Source organism: Acinetobacter sp. ABJ_C5_2 (genome assembly GCF_044538485.1).
Classification (GTDB): domain Bacteria; phylum Pseudomonadota; class Gammaproteobacteria; order Pseudomonadales; family Moraxellaceae; genus Acinetobacter; species Acinetobacter nosocomialis_A.
In genome coordinates this window covers 42,125-64,968 of record NZ_JBIUCS010000015.1, presented here as the reverse complement: position 1 = coordinate 64,968, position 22,844 = coordinate 42,125, and the positions used below count along the sequence as shown (strand labels likewise).

At 38.0% G+C, this 22,844-nt stretch carries 22 protein-coding genes; 14 read left to right on the top strand and 8 right to left on the bottom strand.

What is annotated here, in order from left to right; translation table 11 throughout:
• Positions 1–884 (bottom strand): DUF4145 domain-containing protein (locus ACH8JV_RS13055; protein WP_396521681.1); only part of this gene is annotated, 884 nt, incomplete at its 3' end.
• Between the two features lie 260 nt (positions 885–1,144).
• On the opposite strand from ACH8JV_RS13055, the gene ACH8JV_RS13050 reads away from it, so the two are divergent.
• Positions 1,145–1,825: a hypothetical protein gene (locus tag ACH8JV_RS13050; protein ID WP_396521679.1), complete on the top strand. Its 681-nt coding sequence runs from the start codon at positions 1,145–1,147 to the stop codon at positions 1,823–1,825.
• 24 nt (positions 1,826–1,849) lie between these two features.
• Here ACH8JV_RS13050 and ACH8JV_RS13045 read toward each other — a convergent pair whose 3' ends face one another.
• A complete protein-coding gene (locus ACH8JV_RS13045) occupies positions 1,850–2,293 on the bottom strand; it encodes an Arc family DNA-binding protein (protein WP_396521677.1) in 444 nt (147 codons plus the stop codon).
• 172 nt (positions 2,294–2,465) lie between these two features.
• On the opposite strand from ACH8JV_RS13045, the gene ACH8JV_RS13040 reads away from it, so the two are divergent.
• The 4 genes from ACH8JV_RS13040 (at position 2,466) to ACH8JV_RS13025 (ending at position 7,199) form a co-directional block, all read left to right on the top strand.
• The gene (locus ACH8JV_RS13040) at positions 2,466–3,257 is read left to right on the top strand and encodes a Bro-N domain-containing protein (RefSeq protein ID WP_396521675.1); all 792 of its coding nucleotides are present in this window, start codon (positions 2,466–2,468) and stop codon (positions 3,255–3,257) included.
• Positions 3,258–3,647: 390 nt separating this feature from the next.
• Positions 3,648–5,069, top strand: coding sequence for a GntP family permease (locus ACH8JV_RS13035; RefSeq protein ID WP_396521673.1), 1,422 nt, complete (start codon positions 3,648–3,650; stop codon positions 5,067–5,069).
• 33 nt (positions 5,070–5,102) lie between these two features.
• A complete protein-coding gene (locus ACH8JV_RS13030) occupies positions 5,103–5,888 on the top strand; it encodes a 3-hydroxybutyrate dehydrogenase (RefSeq protein WP_396521671.1) in 786 nt (261 codons plus the stop codon).
• A gap of 324 nt (positions 5,889–6,212) precedes the next feature.
• A complete protein-coding gene (locus ACH8JV_RS13025) occupies positions 6,213–7,199 on the top strand; it encodes an AraC family transcriptional regulator (protein WP_001987950.1) in 987 nt (328 codons plus the stop codon).
• A gap of 67 nt (positions 7,200–7,266) precedes the next feature.
• On the opposite strand, the gene ACH8JV_RS13020 is transcribed toward ACH8JV_RS13025, so the two are convergent.
• Positions 7,267–8,610, bottom strand: coding sequence for an MFS transporter (locus ACH8JV_RS13020; protein WP_396521669.1), 1,344 nt, complete (start codon positions 8,608–8,610; stop codon positions 7,267–7,269).
• Positions 8,611–8,939: 329 nt separating this feature from the next.
• Here ACH8JV_RS13020 and ACH8JV_RS13015 point away from each other — a divergent pair, with 329 nt between their 5' ends.
• The 5 genes from ACH8JV_RS13015 to ACH8JV_RS12995 are packed head-to-tail and all read left to right on the top strand — an operon-like array spanning position 8,940 to position 13,828.
• Positions 8,940–10,190 carry a dienelactone hydrolase family protein gene (locus ACH8JV_RS13015; protein WP_396521667.1) on the top strand — a complete coding sequence of 417 codons (1,251 nt, stop codon included), beginning with the start codon at positions 8,940–8,942 and terminating at the stop codon, positions 10,188–10,190.
• 12 nt (positions 10,191–10,202) lie between these two features.
• Positions 10,203–10,988 (top strand): SDR family oxidoreductase, encoded by a 786-nt coding sequence (locus tag ACH8JV_RS13010; protein ID WP_396521665.1) that lies wholly within the window; start codon positions 10,203–10,205, stop codon positions 10,986–10,988.
• A 43-nt stretch (positions 10,989–11,031) separates the two neighbouring features.
• A complete protein-coding gene (locus ACH8JV_RS13005; protein ID WP_396521663.1) occupies positions 11,032–12,270 on the top strand; it encodes a styrene monooxygenase/indole monooxygenase family protein in 1,239 nt (412 codons plus the stop codon).
• Between the two features lie 26 nt (positions 12,271–12,296).
• The gene (locus ACH8JV_RS13000; RefSeq protein WP_151762045.1) at positions 12,297–12,827 is read left to right on the top strand and encodes a flavin reductase family protein; all 531 of its coding nucleotides are present in this window, start codon (positions 12,297–12,299) and stop codon (positions 12,825–12,827) included.
• A gap of 53 nt (positions 12,828–12,880) precedes the next feature.
• Complete coding sequence (locus ACH8JV_RS12995; RefSeq protein ID WP_396521661.1) at positions 12,881–13,828, top strand: transporter; 948 nt, start codon at positions 12,881–12,883, stop codon at positions 13,826–13,828.
• Positions 13,829–13,882: 54 nt separating this feature from the next.
• Here the strand turns inward: ACH8JV_RS12995 and ACH8JV_RS12990 are convergent, their stop codons facing one another.
• The 4 genes from ACH8JV_RS12990 to antA all read right to left on the bottom strand — a co-directional run bounded on the left by ACH8JV_RS12990 (position 13,883) and on the right by antA (position 18,340).
• Positions 13,883–14,941, bottom strand: a complete 1,059-nt coding sequence (locus ACH8JV_RS12990; RefSeq protein ID WP_396521659.1) for an AraC family transcriptional regulator — start codon at positions 14,939–14,941, stop codon at positions 13,883–13,885.
• A gap of 449 nt (positions 14,942–15,390) precedes the next feature.
• Positions 15,391–16,425, bottom strand: coding sequence for an anthranilate 1,2-dioxygenase electron transfer component AntC (gene antC, locus ACH8JV_RS12985; protein ID WP_396521657.1), 1,035 nt, complete (start codon positions 16,423–16,425; stop codon positions 15,391–15,393).
• Positions 16,426–16,430: 5 nt separating this feature from the next.
• Complete coding sequence (antB, locus tag ACH8JV_RS12980) at positions 16,431–16,922, bottom strand: anthranilate 1,2-dioxygenase small subunit (RefSeq protein ID WP_000076811.1); 492 nt, start codon at positions 16,920–16,922, stop codon at positions 16,431–16,433.
• Between the two features lie 2 nt (positions 16,923–16,924).
• Positions 16,925–18,340, bottom strand: coding sequence for an anthranilate 1,2-dioxygenase large subunit (antA, locus tag ACH8JV_RS12975; protein WP_396521654.1), 1,416 nt, complete (start codon positions 18,338–18,340; stop codon positions 16,925–16,927).
• A 221-nt stretch (positions 18,341–18,561) separates the two neighbouring features.
• Between antA and ACH8JV_RS12970 the strand changes: the two genes are divergently transcribed.
• From ACH8JV_RS12970 to ACH8JV_RS12955, 4 genes are all read left to right on the top strand, one after another.
• Entirely contained in the window at positions 18,562–18,912 is a 351-nt protein-coding gene (locus tag ACH8JV_RS12970) for a winged helix-turn-helix domain-containing protein (RefSeq protein WP_138149957.1), read from the top strand.
• A gap of 180 nt (positions 18,913–19,092) precedes the next feature.
• Positions 19,093–19,878, top strand: coding sequence for a molybdate ABC transporter substrate-binding protein (gene modA, locus ACH8JV_RS12965; protein WP_396521652.1), 786 nt, complete (start codon positions 19,093–19,095; stop codon positions 19,876–19,878).
• Positions 19,875–20,567, top strand: coding sequence for a molybdate ABC transporter permease subunit (gene modB / locus ACH8JV_RS12960; protein ID WP_017400332.1), 693 nt, complete (start codon positions 19,875–19,877; stop codon positions 20,565–20,567). The genes modA and modB overlap by 4 nt, the downstream gene beginning before the upstream one ends.
• 4 nt (positions 20,568–20,571) lie before the next feature.
• Positions 20,572–21,192, top strand: a complete 621-nt coding sequence (locus ACH8JV_RS12955) for an ATP-binding cassette domain-containing protein (protein WP_396521649.1) — start codon at positions 20,572–20,574, stop codon at positions 21,190–21,192.
• A gap of 46 nt (positions 21,193–21,238) precedes the next feature.
• On the opposite strand, the gene ACH8JV_RS12950 is transcribed toward ACH8JV_RS12955, so the two are convergent.
• Positions 21,239–22,843 (bottom strand): PepSY-associated TM helix domain-containing protein, encoded by a 1,605-nt coding sequence (locus tag ACH8JV_RS12950; RefSeq protein WP_396521647.1) that lies wholly within the window; start codon positions 22,841–22,843, stop codon positions 21,239–21,241.
• Position 22,844: the final 1 nt, after the last annotated feature.

The following is a 22,844-nucleotide window of genomic DNA, read 5'->3' as shown; positions in this document are numbered from 1 at the left end:
TTATCATTTTGACTTTCACTAGATTGAGCTTCATTTGAAACAATTTCAATCCAATCAATATCTCCAGAATTTATTCTTGAGTTAAGTTCTTGTTCAAATTCACTAAACTTACCATAAGGGATTTTACCACGAGGACTAACTAACTTTTTAATAGAATAATTGTAGCTAAAATCAAAACCAATATGATTTCTAATCATTTCGATAATAAAATTTTCAAATTTTGTATATTCATCTAAATGAACTTTAAAATTAGTGTTTTTTAATTCTTTAGGCATTAAATAGATTGCCTGAATTAAATGTTCTATGATGTCAAAAGCTACCTTAACATCATTTTCTTCTGGTTTGATTAATTCATGAACTGCGTCATTTCCTAAAAACCTTAGACTATGTAGTAGATCAACATCTCGTTTAGAAATATCACCAAGGTTTTTTAAATTTGAAATCTTCTTTTCAAGATTTTTTCCAATAACTTTTTTATCTTTACAGATACATTCAATAATAGATCTGATTCCGATTGCTGTAAAAATATTAAGGTTTTGGGTAAAGGCAACTTTTGTTTCTGAATAAATTGTATATAAATCCTTAGGTAGCGAACGTTTATATTTAGTGAGAATTTGAGATGCATCAGGATAATAATTAGTATATGACCTGACATGTTCAAAATCATCATTGTAGCCTGTTGGATATATTGATTCATAATCATGGTATGTTTTTAAAAAAGAGACCTGATCACATCCTCGACATTGAACAATCGAATATTCTTTACCATCGTGATATTCATAAGGAATATAGGTTTCATATAGTTTAGTAGCAATTATTTCGTGATTAGTTTCTCGTTTGCAATCTAAACATTGCGTCAAAATTTTCTTTATTTTTTCATCCACAATTACTCTACCTCATCATACATCTATTATTTTAATAGCATCTAAGAATAAAATTAAATCACATCATTTTCCCTTATGCGATTTTCTATCTATTTACTCATAATGCTTTTCAACTACTAACCAGCCTAATATTTTATTTCCATGATCTATATAGATACAAAATATTAGGTTAATTTTTAAAAGATTACATTAAAATTTACAATGTGACAATTAGTAATCATTTTGTTACAGTTAGTTAAATTTATAAAACTGGTTAAATCATGAAAAAGAATATTAGTTTACTAATTTTAAGTATTGGCATGGTTGGTTGCGCTTCTCCATCCTACAATTATCAAGCTGTCCCTAAAAATATAAGCAAACCGCCAATTGGTTCAGTTAATAAAGCATTTGTAGGAGACCAAATGCTTGAACAAGGCATGGTAGTCGACCGTGAAGTTCTAAATGTGCCTGAAAATATTAAAATTAGTTTTGCCTATTCACTTACTTCAGGCTTCTACTTAAAAACGGGCCAAAATGAAAAAGGACAATATTTTCAGCCATTCAATACAGTCAGTGGTGGAGGAATAGTTCAGAAAAACCCTTTAGCTGACCCATTTAAAGTAGTTATGCTAGATACTGAAGGTAAGCTTTGTGTAGTAACAGTATTTAATGCAAAAAACTGTACTGATAAACATCAAGCTACCATGAAGACAGTAGCAATTGCATCAGATAATTCCTTCCAACAAACTTTAATTTATAGTGGAAAATTCGGAAATAAAATTAATGTAGGCTATCGTGAATTCTCAAGTAATCAAGCACGTCCTGCATTCAATAATGATGTTGAATATGATTTAAGCCAATCTAAGCAAATAGGTTATAAAGGTGCTTTATTGGAAGTAATCGATGCTACTAATCAAGACATTACTTACAAAGTTTTAAAGAACTTTAACAAAGTTGATTAAGATTTTAGTAATAAAAAAAGCACCTTAGGGTGCTTTTTTTATATCTACATATTTTACTAAAAGTTCTTTTGTTTCTTCATCAAGTGATTTCATTTCTATATTTTCAAATTCTTTAGTGTATAAACTCTTTAAATTTTCTATAGCATTATCTTTTTCTAATACCATAAATTCTTTAATTGTGTTCCATTTGGTAGTCTTTTCAATATCATTAGCATTTGTTTTTATTAAAAAATTAGCATTACCAATTTGAAGTTCAAGACGTTCAATAGTGTAAGTTAGGTTCAGAATTCTTTTATTGATATATCTTTTATAAGCTTCTTGGTGATTAGTTGGAGGAAAGCTATCTTCAAGTCTTGCCACAATATCCGCATTCATAGAACGATTTAGTTCTTTAGCAGAATCTGCAATCTTATCTTTTAATTCTTGCGGCATTCGAACTTTGTATTCGACCCCTAAATGTTTACTCATGAATGTGGATCTAACGTTAGGAAATTATTTTCATAATAATAAACCCCACTGGGGTTGACAAGAGGGGTGAGAAATAATAAATTTTAAAAACACCCCAGTGGGGTGTAAAAACGCCCCGAACAATCTTGGCGGATCTCGGGGCGATTTACCAATCTTCAGCGAGAAAATTGATATGAAGAGTTTAACATTCAATACAGTAACATTACATCCTATACAACAAAATGATGAAAAAGTTTGGATCACATCTTCCGAATTAGCACAGGCTTTAGGTTATAAGCAGGAAAATGCTGTTAGTAAAATTTTCAACCGTAATTCGGATGAGTTTACAGAGAATATGACGCAGCTTATTAATAATCCTAAGCTACCCAATTTGGGTATACGGGTTTTTTCACTTCGAGGTTGTCACCTTATTGCAATGTTTGCCAAAACAGCAATTGCAAAACAATTCCGTAAATGGGTTTTAGATATTCTAGATAGGGAAGTTCAACCAAAATATAAAACTCATAAATCCGAACGTGTAGCTCTCAACGATGCCATTCACTTACTAGTGGCCAAAACTAAAAACCTGAATTTCTCTGATGCCTACAAACTGGTGCACCAGCGGTTTGCTGTAGAAGGTATAGATGAGATTCCATTTGACCAAATTCCTGTAGCTGTTGAATACGTTCATCATCTCATTGCTCTTATGAGTAATAAAAACGGTAATACAGGACTAGATACCAATGTTAGAGCCATGGCGATATATCTGGCTTGGTTAAGCGGATGGTGGAGACAGTTTGGACCTGCTGTACGAGGAATTAATCCGCACATGGCTGCAGCAATCCATGACTATTTCAATGATGGTGGCTTTGTTGCTTGGTCATTCATTGAAAAAGATAAGAGAGCTGAGTTACACAAGCGTATAGATACTCATCCTTGGCATTTACCACCAATGGATCGATATCATTTGCTGAATAGAAACTAATATTTCGGTGGAGATGGCGGGAGTTGAACCCGCGTCTTTAAAAGCTCTCTACGGAGGGCTTTTTTATGTAATGAGCATATAAAAACTAGAAAATTAATACTTTTATGCTTTTGTAATTCCTCTCAAATATCAGTACAAAAATAACTCTAATAGATGTAATGTCTAGATGGTTATTTACATGAAAAATACAACATCTTAAAAAAGAAATCTTTATATAAAGCTTCAAAATAGATGTTGTCACTTATGTCAGTAAAATGATTATTAGATTTAACTGTTTTGCAGGAATTTTGCATTTATTTTGCAGGATATCGAAATAAATCTAATAAACTTAAAATTAATCAAATAGATATGGAATTTCTAAAATATTTATTCTTTATGGAGAAGGAATATATGTGGGAATTATTTGTAATTTTACTTTCGCTTGGGCTGTTAATGTACACAGCTTACAAGGGCTTTTCAGTCATTCTCATGGCACCAATTTGTGCCTTACTTGCAGTTTTACTCATTAACCCAGCCAATGTTTTACCGTTTTATTCGGGTGTCTTTATGCCCAAAATGGTGAACTTTATTAAAGATTACTTTCTTGTGTTTTTGCTCGGGGCAATTTTTGGTAAAGTCGTTGAAATGTCAGGAATTGCTGAGTCTATTGCTAGAACCATAGTAAGATGGATTGGAGCAAAAAAAGCAATTTTAACCGTTGTACTATTAGGTGCAATTTTAACCTACAGCGGTGTAAGTTTATTTGTTGCTGTATTTGCCATTTATCCTTTTGCCAATCAGTTATTCAGACAAGCTAATATTCCAAAACGTTTAATTCCGGGAACCATCGCGCTTGGTGCATTTACATTCACCATGGATGCATTGCCGGGTACTCCACAAATCCAAAACGTAATTCCAACTACATTCTTTGGTACCAATATTTATGCCGCACCTTTCTTAGGAATTATTGGTGCTATTTTTGTTTTATGCATGGGTTTAAGCTACTTAGAATGGCGTCGCCGTGCTGCTGCAAAAGCTGGGGAAGGATTCTCTGGTTTTGGTATAGACAATATGCAGTCTCAAGAAATTGAAGTCGAAATGACTCTGCAAAATAATGGAAGTACAGCTCGTCAGTTCTTAGCGTTTGTACCCCTTATTCTTGTTGCGGTAATGAACAAATATTTGTCTAAAGCAATTAAAGAGTGGTACCCAAATGGCTTTGATTTTGCCACTGTCGGTTTAGCTGACTACACCGTAGATGTAGCAAAAACTGGTGCGATCTGGGCGGTTGGTCTTGCGCTTATTGTCGGGATTATTTCTGCAATTTTATTTGATTATCAACGTGTAGCGACGAATTTTAAAGAGGGCATTAATGCCAGTATTGGTGGCTCACTTTTAGCAGTAATGAATACGGCCTCTGAGTATGGTTTCGGTGCAATTATTGCGTCATTACCGGGCTTTGCCATGATTAGTCATGCAATGAGCAGTACTTTTACAAACCCTTTAGTGAATGGGGCTGTGACTACAACAGTATTAGCAGGTATTACCGGTTCAGCTTCTGGTGGTATGAGTATCGCTTTAAGTGCGATGGCTGAACACTATAACGCTGCGATTTTAGCTGCTGGTATTCCACCAGAAGTCATGCACCGTGTGGTTGCGATGGCGTCAGGCGGTATGGATACGCTTCCGCATAATGGTGCTGTCATTACTTTACTTGCTGTTACAGGTTTAACCCATAAACAATCGTATAAAGATATTTTTGCAGTCACAGTAATTAAGACATTAGCGGTATTTGTGGTGATTACGGTCTTTACCGTAACGGGTATTGTTTAAATCAGCACGTTATAAGTATTAAGGAGTAAATAGATGACTAAACTTTTAGACGGTAAAGTTGCTTTTATTACAGGTTCTGCAAGTGGTATCGGTCTAGAGATTGCTAAGAAATTTGCTCAAGAAGGTGCCAAAGTTGTTATTTCTGATATGAATGCCGAAAAGTGCCAAGAAACGGCGAATTCACTTAAAGAGCAAGGCTTTGAAGCATTATCTGCACCATGTGATGTGACCGATGAAGACGCTTATAAACAAGCCATTGAGCTGACTCAAAAGACCTTTGGTACGGTTGATATCTTAATTAATAATGCTGGTTTCCAACATGTTGCACCTATTGAAGAGTTTCCAACGGCTGTTTTTCAAAAGCTAGTTCAGGTTATGTTAACAGGGGCATTTATTGGTATTAAACATGTTTTTCCAATCATGAAAGCTCAAAAATATGGCCGTATTATTAATATGGCTTCAATTAATGGCTTGATTGGTTTCGCTGGAAAGGCAGGTTATAACAGTGCTAAACACGGCGTAATTGGCCTAACAAAAGTTGCAGCTTTGGAATGTGCACGTGATGGTATTACGGTAAATGCTTTATGTCCGGGGTATGTAGATACACCATTGGTCCGTGGTCAAATTGCAGATTTGGCTAAAACCCGTAATGTAAGTTTAGACAGTGCACTTGAGGATGTAATTTTGGCAATGGTTCCTCAAAAGCGTTTGCTATCTGTCGAAGAAATCGCTGATTATGCAATTTTCCTTGCGAGTAAAAAAGCAGGTGGGGTAACAGGCCAAGCTGTCGTGATGGATGGCGGTTATACGGCCCAATAATTTAATTGTTTTATAAAAACCGCTTATTCTATATAAGCGGTTTTTTATTCGTTAAAAATTTATGATTATCTACTGTTAAAAATAATGCTTTATCTCTACTATAACTTGTTATAAAAAACTAAGAAAATAAGTTCGTTAGGGTATAAATTTATACTTTAAAGGTATTTAACTTATTTCCATTTTTAAAATTTAATAGAGTATGAGAAAGTAATATTTACGCTATTTCCTGATTAGATATTTTTCAGGAAAACTCGTCAATTAAAGGATATTAATTGGCATACAAGTTGCTTTTTTAGCAATAAGTTTTAGCTAGGTGAAAAGGATATGATATCACTCAGCCAACAGATGGAGCTCAATCATTATTCACGCAAAGCTGAATTTGCGCAGAATCTAATGTCCACAATTTGTGGTGAACACCGTCTAGACACAATTTACAAAGATAATCTCGATTTCCACTATGACGGAATGCGTTTGCCCAATAAAAAAATGGCAATCGGCACAATCAGTTATGGTGCAAACGTCGCTATCAACATCTCAAATTTAAAAGCGTATAGCATTAGTTTACCTATACAGGGGCGACAAGCTCTCAACATTCGTGGTGCACATTATCAATCTGATGAAAACAGAGGCCTAATTGTTTCAAATAATGATCAACAAGATCTGATTATCGATAAAGACTGTAGAAAATTTCAGGTGGTTATTCCTGAGCGGAGTATGCAGATTGTTCTTGCGGATCTACTGAACAAACCTATAGAAACGCCTATCATTTTTAATCCTGAAATGCATTTGGACTCGGAGCAACTGATTGGTGCATGGTGGAAGAATATTCAGAATTTTTTACAGCTAAAATCGCAATATAGCAATTTTTATGGTTTACAGATGTTATCTGAAGACTATGAAAATTTTGTAATTAAAGCCTTACTATTATCTCAAGAAAACAACTACTCTGAAGCTTTAAAGTCACTCTCACATCAAGATGAGCCAGCTTATATTCGAAAGGTTCGTAATTTTATTATTGAACATGCTCACGAAGAAATCTGTGCAGAAGACTTGCAGCGTTTGGCTGGGGTTTCAAAATCAAAATTGTATGATGAATTTCAACAATACTACGGCACCAGCCCAATGTCGTATTTGAAAAAATATCGTCTTCAACAAATTTACAAAATCTTGAGCACTACAGGAGCAGATAAAAAGGTTTCTATTTCAAAGCTTGCGTATGACTGGGGCTTTAACCATTTAAGCCGTTTTTCTCAAGAGTATCGTGAAGAATTTGGAGAAAACCCAAGTGAGACCAAAGGCAAAATTTTCTGATATTTAATTTTCCAAATAAAAAACTGATTTAGGCAACTAAATCAGTTTTTTATTTATCGATTAATATTTATAGGCTTTCTTCGAGCTTTAACACTTGTTTGTGTTTAGATTTCTCATAAATTACTTTTAGGCTAAGTGCAATAAATGAGATGAAGGTTGGTATTGCTAGAATAAAGAAAATACCGCTTAAGCCTAGGTTGAAAGTGAAAATGAGCGAGCCAAAGAAGGCGCCTAAAATTGCACCGATACGACCAATACCATGCATCCATGAAACACCAACCGCGCGGCATACTGCTGGATAGAACATAGCTGCAAGTGGCAGTAATGAAGACTGTGCACCAGCGAGTAATGCACCAATTAAGAAGATAGTAAGACCCAATAAGAAAATATTTGAGCTCACCAAACCTGCAACAATGAATAGGACGAAAGCAATCAGATATGAATATTTAATAACTGTAGTTGGGTTCAGTTTATCCATGTACCATCCCATAATGGTTGCGCCAATTACACCACCAAAAGGGAAAATCGCGGCAATTAAACTAAACTGGTGGGTACTGAAACCTGCTGTTTTTAAAATCGTTGGCATCCAGCTTGTTAAAAGATAGAACACCAAAAGACTAGTAAAACAGCAGAGCCAAAGCATGCTTGAACCCCAAAGATACTTTCCTAAAACCACTTTAACTGGATTTTCATCCGATACAGTTTCTGCTTGAGTTAAAACAAGTTTTACAGGCTCTTGAAAAGAATGACCTTGAATGTTTTCTATAATACGCTGTGCTTTATCTTGCTGATGACGTGTAATCAAATATTGAGTTGATTCAGGTAATTTAAGTAATAAAGCAACCACTAAAATTAGGGGAATGCTTCCGCCAATAATAATCACTTTGGCCCAGCCATAGCTTTCTAATAGATAAGCTGACAACACACCGCCACAAGAAATACCCAGCATAAATCCACAGCCAGCAAGACCTGTAAGAAATGCTTTACGTTTTACAGGCATATATTCTGAGACAATGGTACTGATGTTTGGCATGGCCGCGCCTAGACCTACACCTGTAATAAAGCGATAAATCATTAAGTCTTGAGTTGAATTGGCAAAGCCACACAAAATGGTAAAAATGGAAAACAAAAGGCTTGTAAAAACAATAACACCTTTACGGCCAAATTTATCGGCTAAGGGTCCCGAAATGATTGCACCAATTGACATGCCAACTAAGGCTGCACTTAAAACTGGTGCAAGTTGAGGCTTGGTAATTCCCCAGTCATCTAGTAATGCCGGAGCAACAAAACCAATAATTCCTGTGTCTAGACCATCACAGAAAAAGACAAAAAAGCCTAGAATAAAAACCACCCACTGTAAGGGAGACAGTTTTTCACGATTGATAATCGTATTCGCATCTATCGTTTTCATATGTATTCCTTCTTAAAATTATTTAATTCCCTGAGTAATTCAATGTATTCGTTACAAAACCTGTATCTTTGATTGAACTATTTTTAGCCAGTCTTCACTATCCTATAAGTCCTAATCTTCATCCATTTTTTCCAAATTAGATAAAAAGCAGTAATTTAATTTTTTAATTTAAGTTTTTGAAATATAGATGTTTCTTTGTTTTTAATTTTTATCCAGTTTGATTGATTTTGATAATTGCGCAGAGATTGGATAATGCTTGCAGCTTTTGGACAGTCTAAAAAAAATTTCAGATAGAAGATAAAGCCATAACAATGTCAGGAGTTGACACTATGGCTGGTCAAACCATTCAAATTAAAACTGCATCTGGAAAGCAGTTCAGTGCATATCTAGCGACACCAGAAACAAGAAAAGGACCTGGTGTGGTGCTTTGTCAGGAAATCTTTGGGGTGAATGCAGCAATGCGGGAAAAGGCAGATTTTCTTGCAGAAGAAGGCTATACCGTTTTAGTACCTGATTTATTTTGGCGTGTAGCACCTAATATTGAACTGGGTTACACACCAGAAGATTTTCAAAAAGCTTTTGAACTTTATCAGCAATATGACGAAAACCTCGGTGTTGAAGATATTCAAGACAGCTTAACTTTTTTAAAGACACGACCAGAATGTGATACCTCTACAGGCCTCGGCGTAGTGGGCTATTGTTTAGGTGGAAAGCTTGCTTATCTTGCGGGTTGTCGACTTTCGGAAGTAGCATGTGCTGTAGGTTATTACGGTGTAGGCATTGAAAAAGCGTTAGATGAGTTAGCCAACGTAAAAGGACGTTTGGTTTTACATATTGCAGAACTGGACCAATTTACACCGCCAGATGCGAGACAAGGGATTGTTGATGCAGCTAACCGATATTCAAATGTACAAGCTTATGTTTACGAAGGTGTTGATCATGCCTTTGCACGACCAAAAAGCAACCATTACCACAAACCTTCAGCACGCTTTGCTCACGAGCGTACAGTAACAGTACTACATGAAACGATTGGGCCGAAATATGACCTAGTGGCGCTATGGGAAGAGCATATTCGGCATGAGTTCGATACGCGTGATGTCCCAGCAACCATGGCAACAATGGTCGCAGAACCTTATGTCAACCATATTCCAACTTTAACTGGTGGTGTAGGCCAAAGCCAGCTTGCCCGTTTTTATCAATATCACTTTGTTCACCAGAACCCGAAAGATATGAAGATCACTTCGATCTCTCGTACGGTTGGCTCAACGCAAGTGGTAGACGAATTCATTATGAGCTTTACCCACGATGCTGAAATTGACTGGTTATTACCAGGTGTAAAACCGACTGGTAAATATGTCGAAATTCCAATGTTAGGTGTAATCCAGTTCAGAGGTTCAAAGTTGTGCCATGAGCATATTTACTGGGACCAAGCGTCGGTACTCGTTCAAATTGGTTTATTAGACCCAACAGGCTTACCCGTTGCAGGTGTTGAGACAGCACGAAAACTTCTTGATGAAGATCTTCCTTCAAATACGTTGATGCCATCTTGGTCAAGTAGTGAAGGCAAGCCGATCAATTAAGGAGTATTTGCAATGAATATAAATTTAAAAGGAAAAGTCGCTGTGGTGAGCGGTGGCGCAACACTGATTGGTAAAGCTGTTGTACAAGCTTTAGTGAGTGCTGGTGCTCATGTCGCTATCTTAGATATCGATGCCAAAGGCAAGGCAATTGCAGAAAGCTTTAACCATGATGTGATGTTTATTCAAACCGATTTAACCAGCGATGTGGCTATTCAACAAGCTGTGGCAGATATTCATCAACATTTAGGTGAAGTGAGCTACTTGGTGAATTTGGCATGTACTTACTTAGATGACGGTTTTAAATCTTCACGTCAGGACTGGTTACAAGCACTCGATATTAATTTGGTCTCTACAGTTGAGCTGAGCCGTGCTTTATACCATGACCTAAAAAAGCAGCAAGGTTCAATCGTTAATTTTACTTCAATCTCGGCCAAAGTGGCACAAACAGGACGCTGGTTATATCCGGTTTCTAAAGCCGCGATACGTCAACTCACACAAAGCATGGCAATGGATTTTGCTGCCGACGGTATTCGTGTCAACTCCGTTTCACCGGGTTGGACATGGTCTCGTGTCATTGCAGAAGTCAGCGCTAATAACCGCGAAAAAGCCGATAGCGTGGCAGCCGATTATCACTTGCTAGGCCGATTGGGTCATCCCGAAGAAGTCGCCAATGTTGTTTTGTTTTTATTGTCACCCGCTGCAAGTTTTGTCACCGGAGCAGATTATGCGGTCGATGGCGGATATTCAGTGATGGGCCCTGAAGGATCACAGCCTGCTATTCCACGTTTAGCCGAATAGCACAGCGTTTTAAAAGCACATTTAGAAAATTATGGAGAATATTATGCGCCGTATTGCAATTGTTGGAGCAGGGCAGTCTGGTTTACAGCTTGGTTTAGGTTTATTAGATACAGGCTATGACGTGACCATGATCACCAACCGAACTGCCGATGAAATCCGTCAAGGTAAAGTCATGTCAAGCCAGTGTATGTTTCATACCGCTTTACAAACTGAACGTGACTTGGGACTAAATTTTTGGGAAGAACAATGTCCAGCGGTAGAAGGCATCGGGCTGGCTTTAGTTAATCCTGAAAATGGTGGTAAAGCATTTGAATGGAGTGCTCGTCTTGAGCGCTACGCTCAATCGGTCGACCAACGCGTCAAAATGCCATATTGGATGGAAGAATTTGAACGCCGTGGCGGTCAATTGGTGATTCAGGATGTTGGAATAGAAGAGTTAGAACAACTCGCAAACGACTACGAACTTGTATTACTCGCCGCTGGTAAAGGTGAAGTCGTTAAACAGTTTGAGCGTGATGATGCACGCAGTGTCTTTGATAAACCTCAGCGCGCTTTGGCTTTGACCTATGTCAAGAACATGAAGCCAATTTCACCTTATTCTCGTGTCACTTTTAACATTATTCCTGAAGTCGGCGAATACTTTTCATTTCCCGCACTTACCGTGAATGGTCCTTGCGACATCATGGTCTTTGAAGGTATTCCAAATGGGCCAATGGACTGTTGGCAAGACGTCAAAACACCGGAACAGCATTTGCAGTGCAGTTTAGACTTACTCAAGAAATTTGTGCCTTGGGAATATGAACGCTGCACAAATGTTGAGTTAACCGATGCTGGTGGATATTTAGCAGGGCGTTTCCCACCGACAGTACGCAAACCCGTTTTAACCTTACCGTCTGGCAAGAAAATTTTTGGTATGGCAGATGCCTTGGTGGTGAATGATCCGATTACTGGTCAAGGCTCAAACAACGCTGCTAAGTGTAGCAAAATCTATTTCGATGCCATTTTAGCCAATGATAATCAAAACTTTAGTGAACAATGGATGGTTCAAACTTTTGAACGTTATTGGGCTTATGCAGAAAAAGTCGTGGCTTGGACCAATAGCTTATTAGTACCACCGCAGCCCCATGTTGTTGAGCTATTAGCAGCCGCAAGCCAAAACCAGAGCATTGCTTCCATTATGGCCAATAACTTTGATGACCCTCGTGCCTTTGCTCCTTGGTGGTTTGATGCAAATCAGGCTCAAGCATTCTTGGCCTCAAAAACCGCAGCAAAAGTAGCCTAGGTCATAGTCAAAGGGAGATATGAAAAATGGACACAATTGAAACTTTAGCTTTACAAGCAATTAATGCTGAAAACCCGAGAGAAATCCGTAATTTGCTTGGACAGTTTGCAACTGGCGTTACCGTGATTACAACTCGTGGTAAAGATGGTCGAAAAATAGGAATGACAGCCAATTCATTTTCATCGCTATCTTTAGACCCACCATTAATTTTGTGGAGTCTTTCAAAAACAGCGCCAAGTTTGTCTGATTTCGTAGAGGCTGAATATTTTGCCATTCACATGTTGGCACAAGAGCATCATCAGCTTTCAGGACATTTTGCTCGGGGTGCTGAAGATAAATTTGCAGGTATTGCCCATCAGCAATGCGATGCAGGCGTTCCAATTTTGTCCGATGCACTCGCAACCTTGGTTTGCCGAAATGTAAATCAGTATGAGGGCGGAGATCACCTGATTTTTATTGGTCAAATTGAACAATACCAACAACGCCAAGGTGAACCATTGGTATTCCACGCAGGAAAGTATCGGATTGCCGCAGAACATCCTGAATTAGCACATTAATTCACCACAATCACGATCAATCCGGTCGTGATTTTTTTATAGGAAATAAGAAGATGAAAAGCACTTTAATTAAGCATGGCTTTTTAGCAGGGACATTATTAGGTTTGCCATTAGTTTCTCATGCCTATGATTTACCGACCGTAAACTTAGGTATGACTAGCTTTCTCGATGGCGGATTACCCGCAGGGCCCGGTTGGTATGCTCAAACCTATTTTCAAAATTACGATAGTAATAAACTGGTCGATGCCAATGGACAAAAATTAGGTTTACCTAAAACAGATTTAAATTATCAAGTACTAGTTGAGCAGATTAGTTATTTATCGAATGTCCGAGTAAAAGATAAAGCCAGTCTAGGCATAAATTTTCTGGTTCCTTTTGTCAGCAAAATGGACATGGATGATGGCTTGAATAATGCTGTAATTAAAGCTCAAAGTGGCTTTGGGGACATTATGATTGGACCTTTTATTCAGTTCGATCCAATCATGGGTGCACAAGGGCCGAAGTTTGTACATCGTTTTGAATTTCAGGTGAATTTACCTACTGGGGAATACGACCAGCAAAAAGATATTAACCCCAGTAATAACGCTGTTTCATTTGATCCTTATTGGGCTGCCACATATTGGTTTAATCCCAAATGGACCGCTTCAACACGTATCCATTATCTCTATAACTTTAAAAATGATGACCCAAGCTATGCGTTTGCTGGAGCAAATGATATGCAAGCTGGGCAAGCAATTCATGCAAACTTCGCAACAGATTATGCCATTACCGAACAATTCCGTTTAGGACTAAATGGCTATTGGCTAAAACAAGTGATAGATACTGAAGTGGATGGTGAAAAAGTTAAAGGCCGACGTGAACAAGTTTGGGCTATTGGCCCAGGCGCAATGTATAGTTTTTCTAAAAATGATCATTTGGTCGTAAATGCTTATTTTGAGCAAGATGCTGAAAACCGTCCAGAGGGAACGCGACTACAAGTTCGTTATGTTCATCATTTTTAAGTCATAAAAAAGCCTTTTATATCTAAAATATAAAAGGCTTTTATCTATTTTAGTTTATGAAAAAATTGAAGTAATTAAGCCTGAGCCTTCGCTTTGACCAGAACGGCGGGTAGACGAAGGTAACTCTCCATAACGGCGTTTATATTCTTGAGAAAAACGGCCTAAATGGCTAAATCCCCATTTAAATGCAATGTCTGTAACCGAGAGATTTTCATTGTGCATCAGCTCTAAATGAGCCTGTTCAAAACGTAATTCTTTTAAATAAGACATTGGGGTAGTGCCCAAATAGTTTTTAAAACCAGTAAATAATGTTCTCACACTTACGCCTGCATGTTCAGCTAAAATTTCGACATTCAGCGGCTCATGTAAATGTTGTTTAATATAGGCTTCTGTACGCTTCACGAAATAAGGAGAGACTGTTTTTTCTTTATGCTGATCTATTTTATGTAATGCGTTATTGGGTTGACCATAAATGAGTGCATTAAACAAATTTGACTCAAACTGTTTAAAGGCTAAAGGATGATGAAGCGGGTGTTGCTCGCATGCCAAAGCATCCATCAATGTTCTAACGAGTTGTAAAAAATAGGCTCCACTTTGTGTAGCAAAGTCTAATTTTGGGTCGAAAACGAGTAAGTTATTTTCTGAATCGGCAATGTGCTGACGGCAATGATACGTAAAATCATCCTTTGAAACTTTTAGAATAAGCTGTGGTGAGTTCGCATGCCAGCGCATACGTAAAGATTGCTGAGGTGAAATAAGAGAAGCAACTTGAGAATAAGAAATAAACTTTTGTGAACCAAACTCGATTTCTGCATAGCCCTGAGTTGGGATTTGAATTAGGTAAAAGTTATCAAGGTGATCTGGTTCAATGATGACATCCGCGCCATATTCCAAGCGACTAATAGACAATGCGCCTGTTTTAACATGGTGCATGGTTGCACTGAAATCTCGCTTCTGCTGAGAGATTTTAAGATCATGCGGTTTAAAAATTTGGCCTACATTTCGGCAAGTTTCGCTTAAATCGTGGTGATCAAACACCAGATTATGATTGGTAAAGATAGACTCATTTTGAAAATGACGCCCACTGAGTTCTGGGGAGTTGGCTTGGTTCATATTTATCCCTTTTGGCTCACTCCTGTATTTACTTGTATTGCAAGAGCTTTAAAACTTCGCTGCACAGCAAGTAAATACGGCACTTAAAAAATTAAGTTACTCGCAAATTACAATGAGATATAAGCAAAATACAGACCAATTTAACCGCTAATTAATATGATTTTCTCAAATTTTTACATCGGATTTTGTCCATCAATTTAGTAAATTCGAGAAATAGAATAGGGGGATATAAAAGGCGCTATAAGTTAATCTCATCATGATCTTATTCCTTAAGATCTATCAAAATTTATAGCAAATCCGAGTGAGCTGGTCAATTTATTTTGTCGAAATTTATTGTTTTATCTTATTGATATATATTAACTTTTAATTTTTATGCAAAAATTCAATATACCCCTTGCAGAGTATATTGAATCATTTCAGGTTTCAGTGGTTTTTAAATTATTTACACTTCAACGTGAGGTATTGCTCTGTAAAAACTTCTCGCTGTAAATACGGTAGTTTTGCAAAGATTGCTCATCTAACCAATTTTTCACGGCTTCAATCATGGGCGGTGGACCACATAAATACATATCAAAAGCCTGCTCGGCCAGTTGATCTTTATTTAAGTGCTCATGGATATAGCCGGCTTTACCTTGCCAAGCTTCGGTTGCTTTAGTCACAATCGGGTGATAACTAAAGTTTGGTAGCTGTTCAGCATAGGCATGTAAACGTTGTTGTTCACATAAATCGGTTTCATTATTTACGCCGTAATACAACTGAATGGCAGGTGAGTTAGGCTGATCAACTAAGTTATCTAACATTCCCAAGAAAGCCGATAACCCTGTTCCCCCAGCTACAAAAACGAGTGGTCGCTGTACTTCACGTAAATAGAAACTACCAAGTGGGGCTTCAATAAGCAGGGTTTGTCCGACCTGACAACGATCACGCAAATAATTACTCATCACACCATCTGGCAAAAGACGAATTAAGAATTGCAATTGATTGGTTGCGTTTGGTCTGTTTGCAAATGAATATGAGCGCCAATCTTCAGTATCTGGAATTTGCAAACGAGCATATTGACCTGGCAAAAACTGAAGTTGTTCAGCGTGACTGCTCGCATCAAGATGCAAAATTGCTGTTGTTTCAGAAACCAGCTCAACCGCAGTCACTTTGGTTTCAATTTTTAAAGTGTCACCAGCGTTACAGATCGCAGAATCATGATCGAAATAAAAAGCTGCATCGGATTTTACACGGGTCTGGCAAGCTAACATTTTTCGCTCGGCCAAATCACGTTCACTTAATGCATCTTCATCAACATATTCTTGTTCATAAATGCCGGTTTCACACTGTCCCTGACAGGTGCCACAAACACCTTCGCGGCAGTCTAACGGCAGGTTAATTCCTTGGCGAACTGCCGCATCAAGCAACAATTCGTCGTTATTTACCGAAATGAAAAAGGTTTTGCCATCGGCAAAGTTAAGTGCAACTGAATGTCCCATTTTCATTCCCCTTAAACGTGATAGAAGTCTAAAACGGAATCAATTTTGTCATTCAGCAAAATGCTGTGCTGACGACGAATACGGAAACTATCTGCTGTTTGGCGTAAAAGATAAGTAGCGTGTCCGTAAAAACAGCCTTCTAAACCTTGACGGTTATAAAGCGTTTGCCATGCAACTTTTGCTTCAATTAATCCATCATCCAATGTTTTAACTCGGATGTTGTTTATGCTGTGCAAAGTACGTGGTAATGGCGTTGCAGAGGCTGCTTTTCCGGTACGAATACGGAATACACGGTCTTCAAGGCCTGTACGGTCCGCATAATAAATATAAGACAAGCCCTGATTTGGATCTTGAACATAATTATGGTCATCAATCCACTGTGGAATATGATATTCACTATCTTCATCGTAAAGCTCTAGGTAGGCATCCCAGTCATAAGCATCACAAAGCTCTGCCTTTTTGTACAAAAACTGAGATACAGCAAAATGTAGTTCTTGTGACATGGTTACACCTCATCCATTATGGCATTGTTTTCAAAAGTAATATCCTGCATTTTCAATGCTTTCTTATTTAAGCCATCAAGCATTAGACGTTGCCAATGTCCATGCTGGTTTACATAGAGTCCTTCATGGGTAAATTCACGGCCAGTAATAACGGGTTGAATGCCTAAATCTTGTGAGTTTTTGGTCGCGCCATATTCCCAAGACTGACAGCCACGAGAAATATCGCTCCAACGTTCAAGTCGTGCCTGAAAACCTTTTTGTTGCTCACGGAATTCAACTAAATCGTCTGGTGTACCAAGGCCTGATACGTTAAAGAAATCTTCAAACTGGCGAATACGGTTACGGCGCGCTTCAGCAGATTCACCTTTCACACCAATACATTGGCTGATGACTTCAGTTTTATTCCATGCAACAGGGCGAACAATACGAAGCTGTGAACTAATTTGGTCCATAAAAAATAGGCTAGGGTACAAGTTCAAATTTCTTAAACGATGCATTGCCCATTCAGCATATTTGTCGCCATATTTTTCCACCATATATGGCATAACCGTGCTGTAACCCGGACGAACTGTTGGGTTCGGCATATCACTAAACAATACGCTATGGCCATTTTTAAAGCTAAACCAACCATCGTCAGTTTCTGAGTCACCGGCACCTAACTTGCTGTAGTCAAGCGTATCGAGTTCTTCACCTTTTGATGCATTGACTTGTTGACGGTGTTGAACTGTAGAGACATAGTTATAGTGAACGGTACTTACATGATAACCATCTAGACCATTTTCATTTTGTAGTTTCCAGTTGCCTGCAAAGGTATAAGATGACTTGCCTTGTAATACTTCGAGTTCACCTGTTGGAGATTGGTTAACCATTAAATCAAGAAACAGTTTTGCATCGCCCAAAAAGTCTTCTAGAGAATCTGTTGCTTGATTATCAAGGCTTACAAATACAAATCCTCGATAACTAGCAATACGGCCTTGTTTTAAGCCACGGCTTGATTTATCAAAATCTTCACAGTACTCGCTAGGTGCTTTGACTTTAACCAAACGGCCATCTGACTTATAGCACCATGCGTGGAACGGACATGTAAATGTAGATTGGTTACCTTTAGCAACACGTGTTAAGGTCGCACCGCGGTGTTCACAAGCATTGACCATGGCATGTAGTTCGCCTTTACCATCACGGCTCACAATAATCGGCTGACGGCCAATTTGAACGGTTAGGAAATCATGATTGTTTGGAATCTCACTTTCGTGACATGCATAAATCCAAACCTTTTCAAAAATAAATTCCATTTCCAAGTCAAATAGTTCAGGCTCGGTAAACATATTACGTGCAATACGAAACACGCCATCGTTAGGACGGAAGTCGATACATCCATCTATAAAATCATTCCATTGTTTTAAATTAGATGAGGTCATTGCTCAATCCTCCAATCAATCAGCTTTTAACTGATTGAACCGCGATTAAGCCTTTGCCTCTATCCGTTTTTTCCAGATCTTTATCCACTTTGTGCAGTTTTGATTTTTTGATCGAACTCTTTTTAGGAAAGAGTATAGATTTAAAAATTCTATGTGTTTTAACCTATTAAAGTTCCTTATAATGTTAAGGAGCATAAAATGAAATTTTGTGAACTAAGTCTATGAAAGAACAAAACTTAAAATTACAAATTAGAATTCTTTTAGAGCAAAACATCGCATTTGGTCCGGGTAAAGCAGATTTACTTGAAGCAATTGAAAGAACTGGTTCGATCTCACAAGCTGCAAAATCTATGAATATGAGCTACCGCCGTGCATGGCAGTTAGTCGACACCATGAATCAGTGCTTTGAAACAGCTTTAGTTGAAACTCAAACAGGCGGAACACATGGTGGTGGGGCAGCTGTTACAGCTTTAGGCCAGAAAGTCTTACAGCATTATCGCCAAATGGAAATCAATGCTCGACAAGCCTTAGAACATGATTATCAAATTATGAGTAGCTATTTAAAGAAATAAGATGAGAAATATTTTATAAATCAAAGAATTTAAGAGCGAATCAGTTTTGCTTAACTATAATTTTTAATTGTTCAGAAAAAATATCTTTCTTTATAAATAATTTCTACTTTTCATCGTCTATGCTTATCGCTATATTCTTGAGTATATATCGCTGCAAAAAACGACAAAAAGGTAAACATAATGGTAAGTGATACGAAGATAAAAAAGTTGGCTTTAACCTGTTCGGTGCTCAGCATAGGATTAGTCTTTAATGTTCCAGCCAAGGCTGAATCGGTTACCGTTTATGCAGCAGCGAGCTTAACCAATGCAATTAATGATTTAGAAAAAATTTACGAAAAACAGAATAAAGTAGAAGTTAAAACTTCGTATGCTGGTTCATCAACCTTAGCTAAACAAATTGAAGCTGGGGCACCTGCGGATATTTTTATTTCAGCAGATACCCAGTGGATGGATTATCTGCAAAACAAAAAACGAGTTGCAGCAAATGACCGCATAAATTTATTAGGTAACCGTTTGGTTTTAATTACACCTAAAGGAAGACCATTAAATATAAAATTAGATAAAACCACTGATCCCAATAAAGTCTTTACTGGAAAGATTTGTACAGGAGATACCAAAAGTGTGCCTGTAGGCAAATACGCTAAACAAGCTTTTACTAATTTAGGTTGGTGGAACCGTATTGAGCCTAAGTTAGTTGAAACAGAAGATGTTCGAGCGGCATTAAATTTTGTTGCGCGTGGTGAATGTCAGGTTGGGATTGTCTATGCAACCGATGCAGCGATTAGCAAAGATGTGACTGTAGCTGGCGTATTTCCAGAAAATACGCATTCGCCAATTACTTACCCTATAGGGATAGTTAAAAAGACTCCAAATTCAACAAAGTTCTATCAATTTTTACAAAGCAACCAAGCCAAAGCTGTCTTTAAAAAATATGGCTTTAGTGTGTTGGCTTCAGCAAAACCATGATGCTTTCTTTAACTCCAGAAGAACTCAGCGTTCTGCAACTTTCTTGTAAGGTTGCAGCAAGTTGTCTTGTGGTCAGTATTATTCCTGCAATTTGTGTGGGATGGTTTTTGGCACGTAAAGAGTTTTGGGGTAAGTCATTTATTGAAACATTGGTGTTTTTACCTTTAGTGCTACCGCCAGTTGTACCTGGTTATTTGCTTTTACAAGTTTTTGGCAGTCGCGGCATTATTGGGCAATATTTGGCACCGCTCGGAATTGATTTTGCATTTAACTGGAAAGGCGCCGTTCTTGCTTCGGCAGTGATGGGTTTTCCGCTATTGGTACAATCTATTCGACTAGCGATTGAACTGGTCGATCAGCGTTTAGAAATGGCAGCAAAGACGTTAGGTGCCTCATCTTTAGGGGCATTTTTTCATGTCACTTTGCCTCTTGCCAGCAGTGGCATTTTAATTGGAGCTATTTTATGTTTTTGCCGTAGTTTAGGGGAGTTTGGGGCCACCATTACCTTTGTGGGTAATATTTCAAATGAAACGCGTACTTTGCCTTTAGCTATGTATAGCTTAATGCAACAACCAGATACAGAGGCCGCTATTCAACGGCTAATAGTTCTATCGCTAAGCGTGGCTTTTTTAGCGCTATGGTTTGCACAGTGGTTTCATCGTTACCAAAAGAAGCGTTTAGGGCGGTAAAATTATGATGATTGATTGCCATTTTGAGCTACAAATGGGTCAATTTCATATTGAACCTAGTTTCCAGTCAGATGCTGCTGTTATTGGATTATTTGGTCCCTCTGGGTCAGGTAAAACATCGATTTTACATGCCATTGCAGGGTTGAACACACCGCATAGTGGACTCATTAAGATACAGGATCAAACATGGTTTGATTCAGATCAAAAAATTAACTTAAGCACACAAAAGCGGCACGTTGGACTGGTTTTTCAAGATGCTCAGCTTTTTCCGCATAAAACGGTAAAGCAAAACTTATTATTTGGTCTTAAGCACCTGTCCCAACAAGAACGTCACTTTGAAGCAGATTATATTATTGAGTTATTAAAGTTAGGGCACTTATTACAACGTATGCCTATCAAACTTTCAGGTGGTGAAAAACAGCGCGTGGCACTGGGCAGAGCATTGTTATATTCACCTAAGCTGTTATTACTTGATGAGCCATTATCAGCACTAGATGCGAATCATAAAGCTGAAATTATTCCTTTTTTTCAGAAAGTAAAAGAGGAAATAAAAATTCCGATGATTTATGTGAGTCATGATATTCAAGAAATTAAACAACTGACTGAAACAATGTGGATTTTATAATTTTTCATATTTCACACATTGTTTCAGCCATGTTGATTTATGGTTGTTAGCTAGCCCATAAACTGCCCGTTGGAGCAGATTTTCGACGATCTTGAGCTTGTTGATAAAAACGCCAGAAAGCAAAAGCAAAAATGATAGCTAAGAAATCAACCACTAAGATTTCTCCACCATGTACCCATAAGCCACTTTGAGGAATGAAGTAGGCTAAAAGGGATGTAAGCGGAATCGCAAATAACACCAAAACCAAGGTTAACAACAATTGTGGTAAAGCTTTTGCGTAGCCAATCACAAAGGTGTAAATCAAAGTCAGTAGGAAAATCGCATAATAACCATACATAAAGAGGTGATTCATGCTTTCAATATTGAGTGTAGCGAAAAGCCAACGACTGGCCAACATTGTACCTACGACAGCTAAAACACATCCTAAACATGCACCTATCGTTAAGTTCGCAAGGAACACTACATCTTTACGTTGAACAGGAACTGGATCTTCAGCACGCTTTTGTTTACGTGCACGGGTTTCAACCCAAAGGATGTTACCTGTATAAAACAAGAAAGCGCCACCAACACCTAAAACAAAATAAATCCAGCGTACGCCCGTACCGCCAAAACTTCCAAAATGTAGACTAAACATGGCGTTGATTAACTTATTTCCAGCATCAGTTTGTGTGTTAATGCCTTTATGATTAAAGTGCTCAACTGCATATGGGTTCATACGCATAAAGTCATGATTTGCACCGCGCAACATCTGATCTGAGCTATAGAGGGCAATACGTGCATTGGCTTTTTCAGGTTTATCTAGACCACTAAATTGGATATAGTCAACTGAATATTCAGGCGCTACTTTTTTAGCTTGAGCTAATATTTGCTGCACATTAATCTGTGTTTGTTTAGGCTGAATCAGCGCTGGGGGAGAACGCTGAAAAACAGGCTGGCCTTTGAGTGCAAGTTGTCCAATCGCATCATAAAAAAAGTCATGAAAAGCAAAGACAATAACGCTAATACTAATAATGATGTGGAACGGTAAGCTGGTAATTCCAATCACATTATGCGCATCTAACCAAAAGCGCTTTTTGTTTTTACCAAGGCGAATAACAAAGTAATCCTTTACCAAGGTTGGTAAAAGAATAATGACGCCTGAAAGCAGGGCAAGAAAATATAAGATAGAAACCACACCCATCACATAGAGACCTAATCCGTGATGGCCGGCCATGCCCGGTATGCCTGCTGTTTCATGCAACTGTTCAATTAGCCAGCCAGCTTTAGATAAGTTTTCTTGAGCAACAATTAACTCGCCATTGTTATCTAAGCTTGCCATCCACGTAGACTGAGCCGCATTAAAGCCATCTCCACGTTCATGTTCACTCCACGTAATAGGTGCATAGTGAAATTCATTGGACGATAAATTTAGTGTGAAGTTCTTTTGCGCAGCAGGATAGGTAGTCTGTACTTTTTGAATAAGCTCATTATATTGATCGGGTGAGACTTTCGGTAAAACTTGCTGTGTTGGCGTAGCCCATTTACTAATATGGTGCTGAAACATGCTGAGCCCACCAGCAAAGAAACAGATAAAAAGCAAAATCCCAGCACATACACCCACCCAAGTATGCATGCTTTTTGCTAATTTCATGATGTCTGAACGTACTTTCATG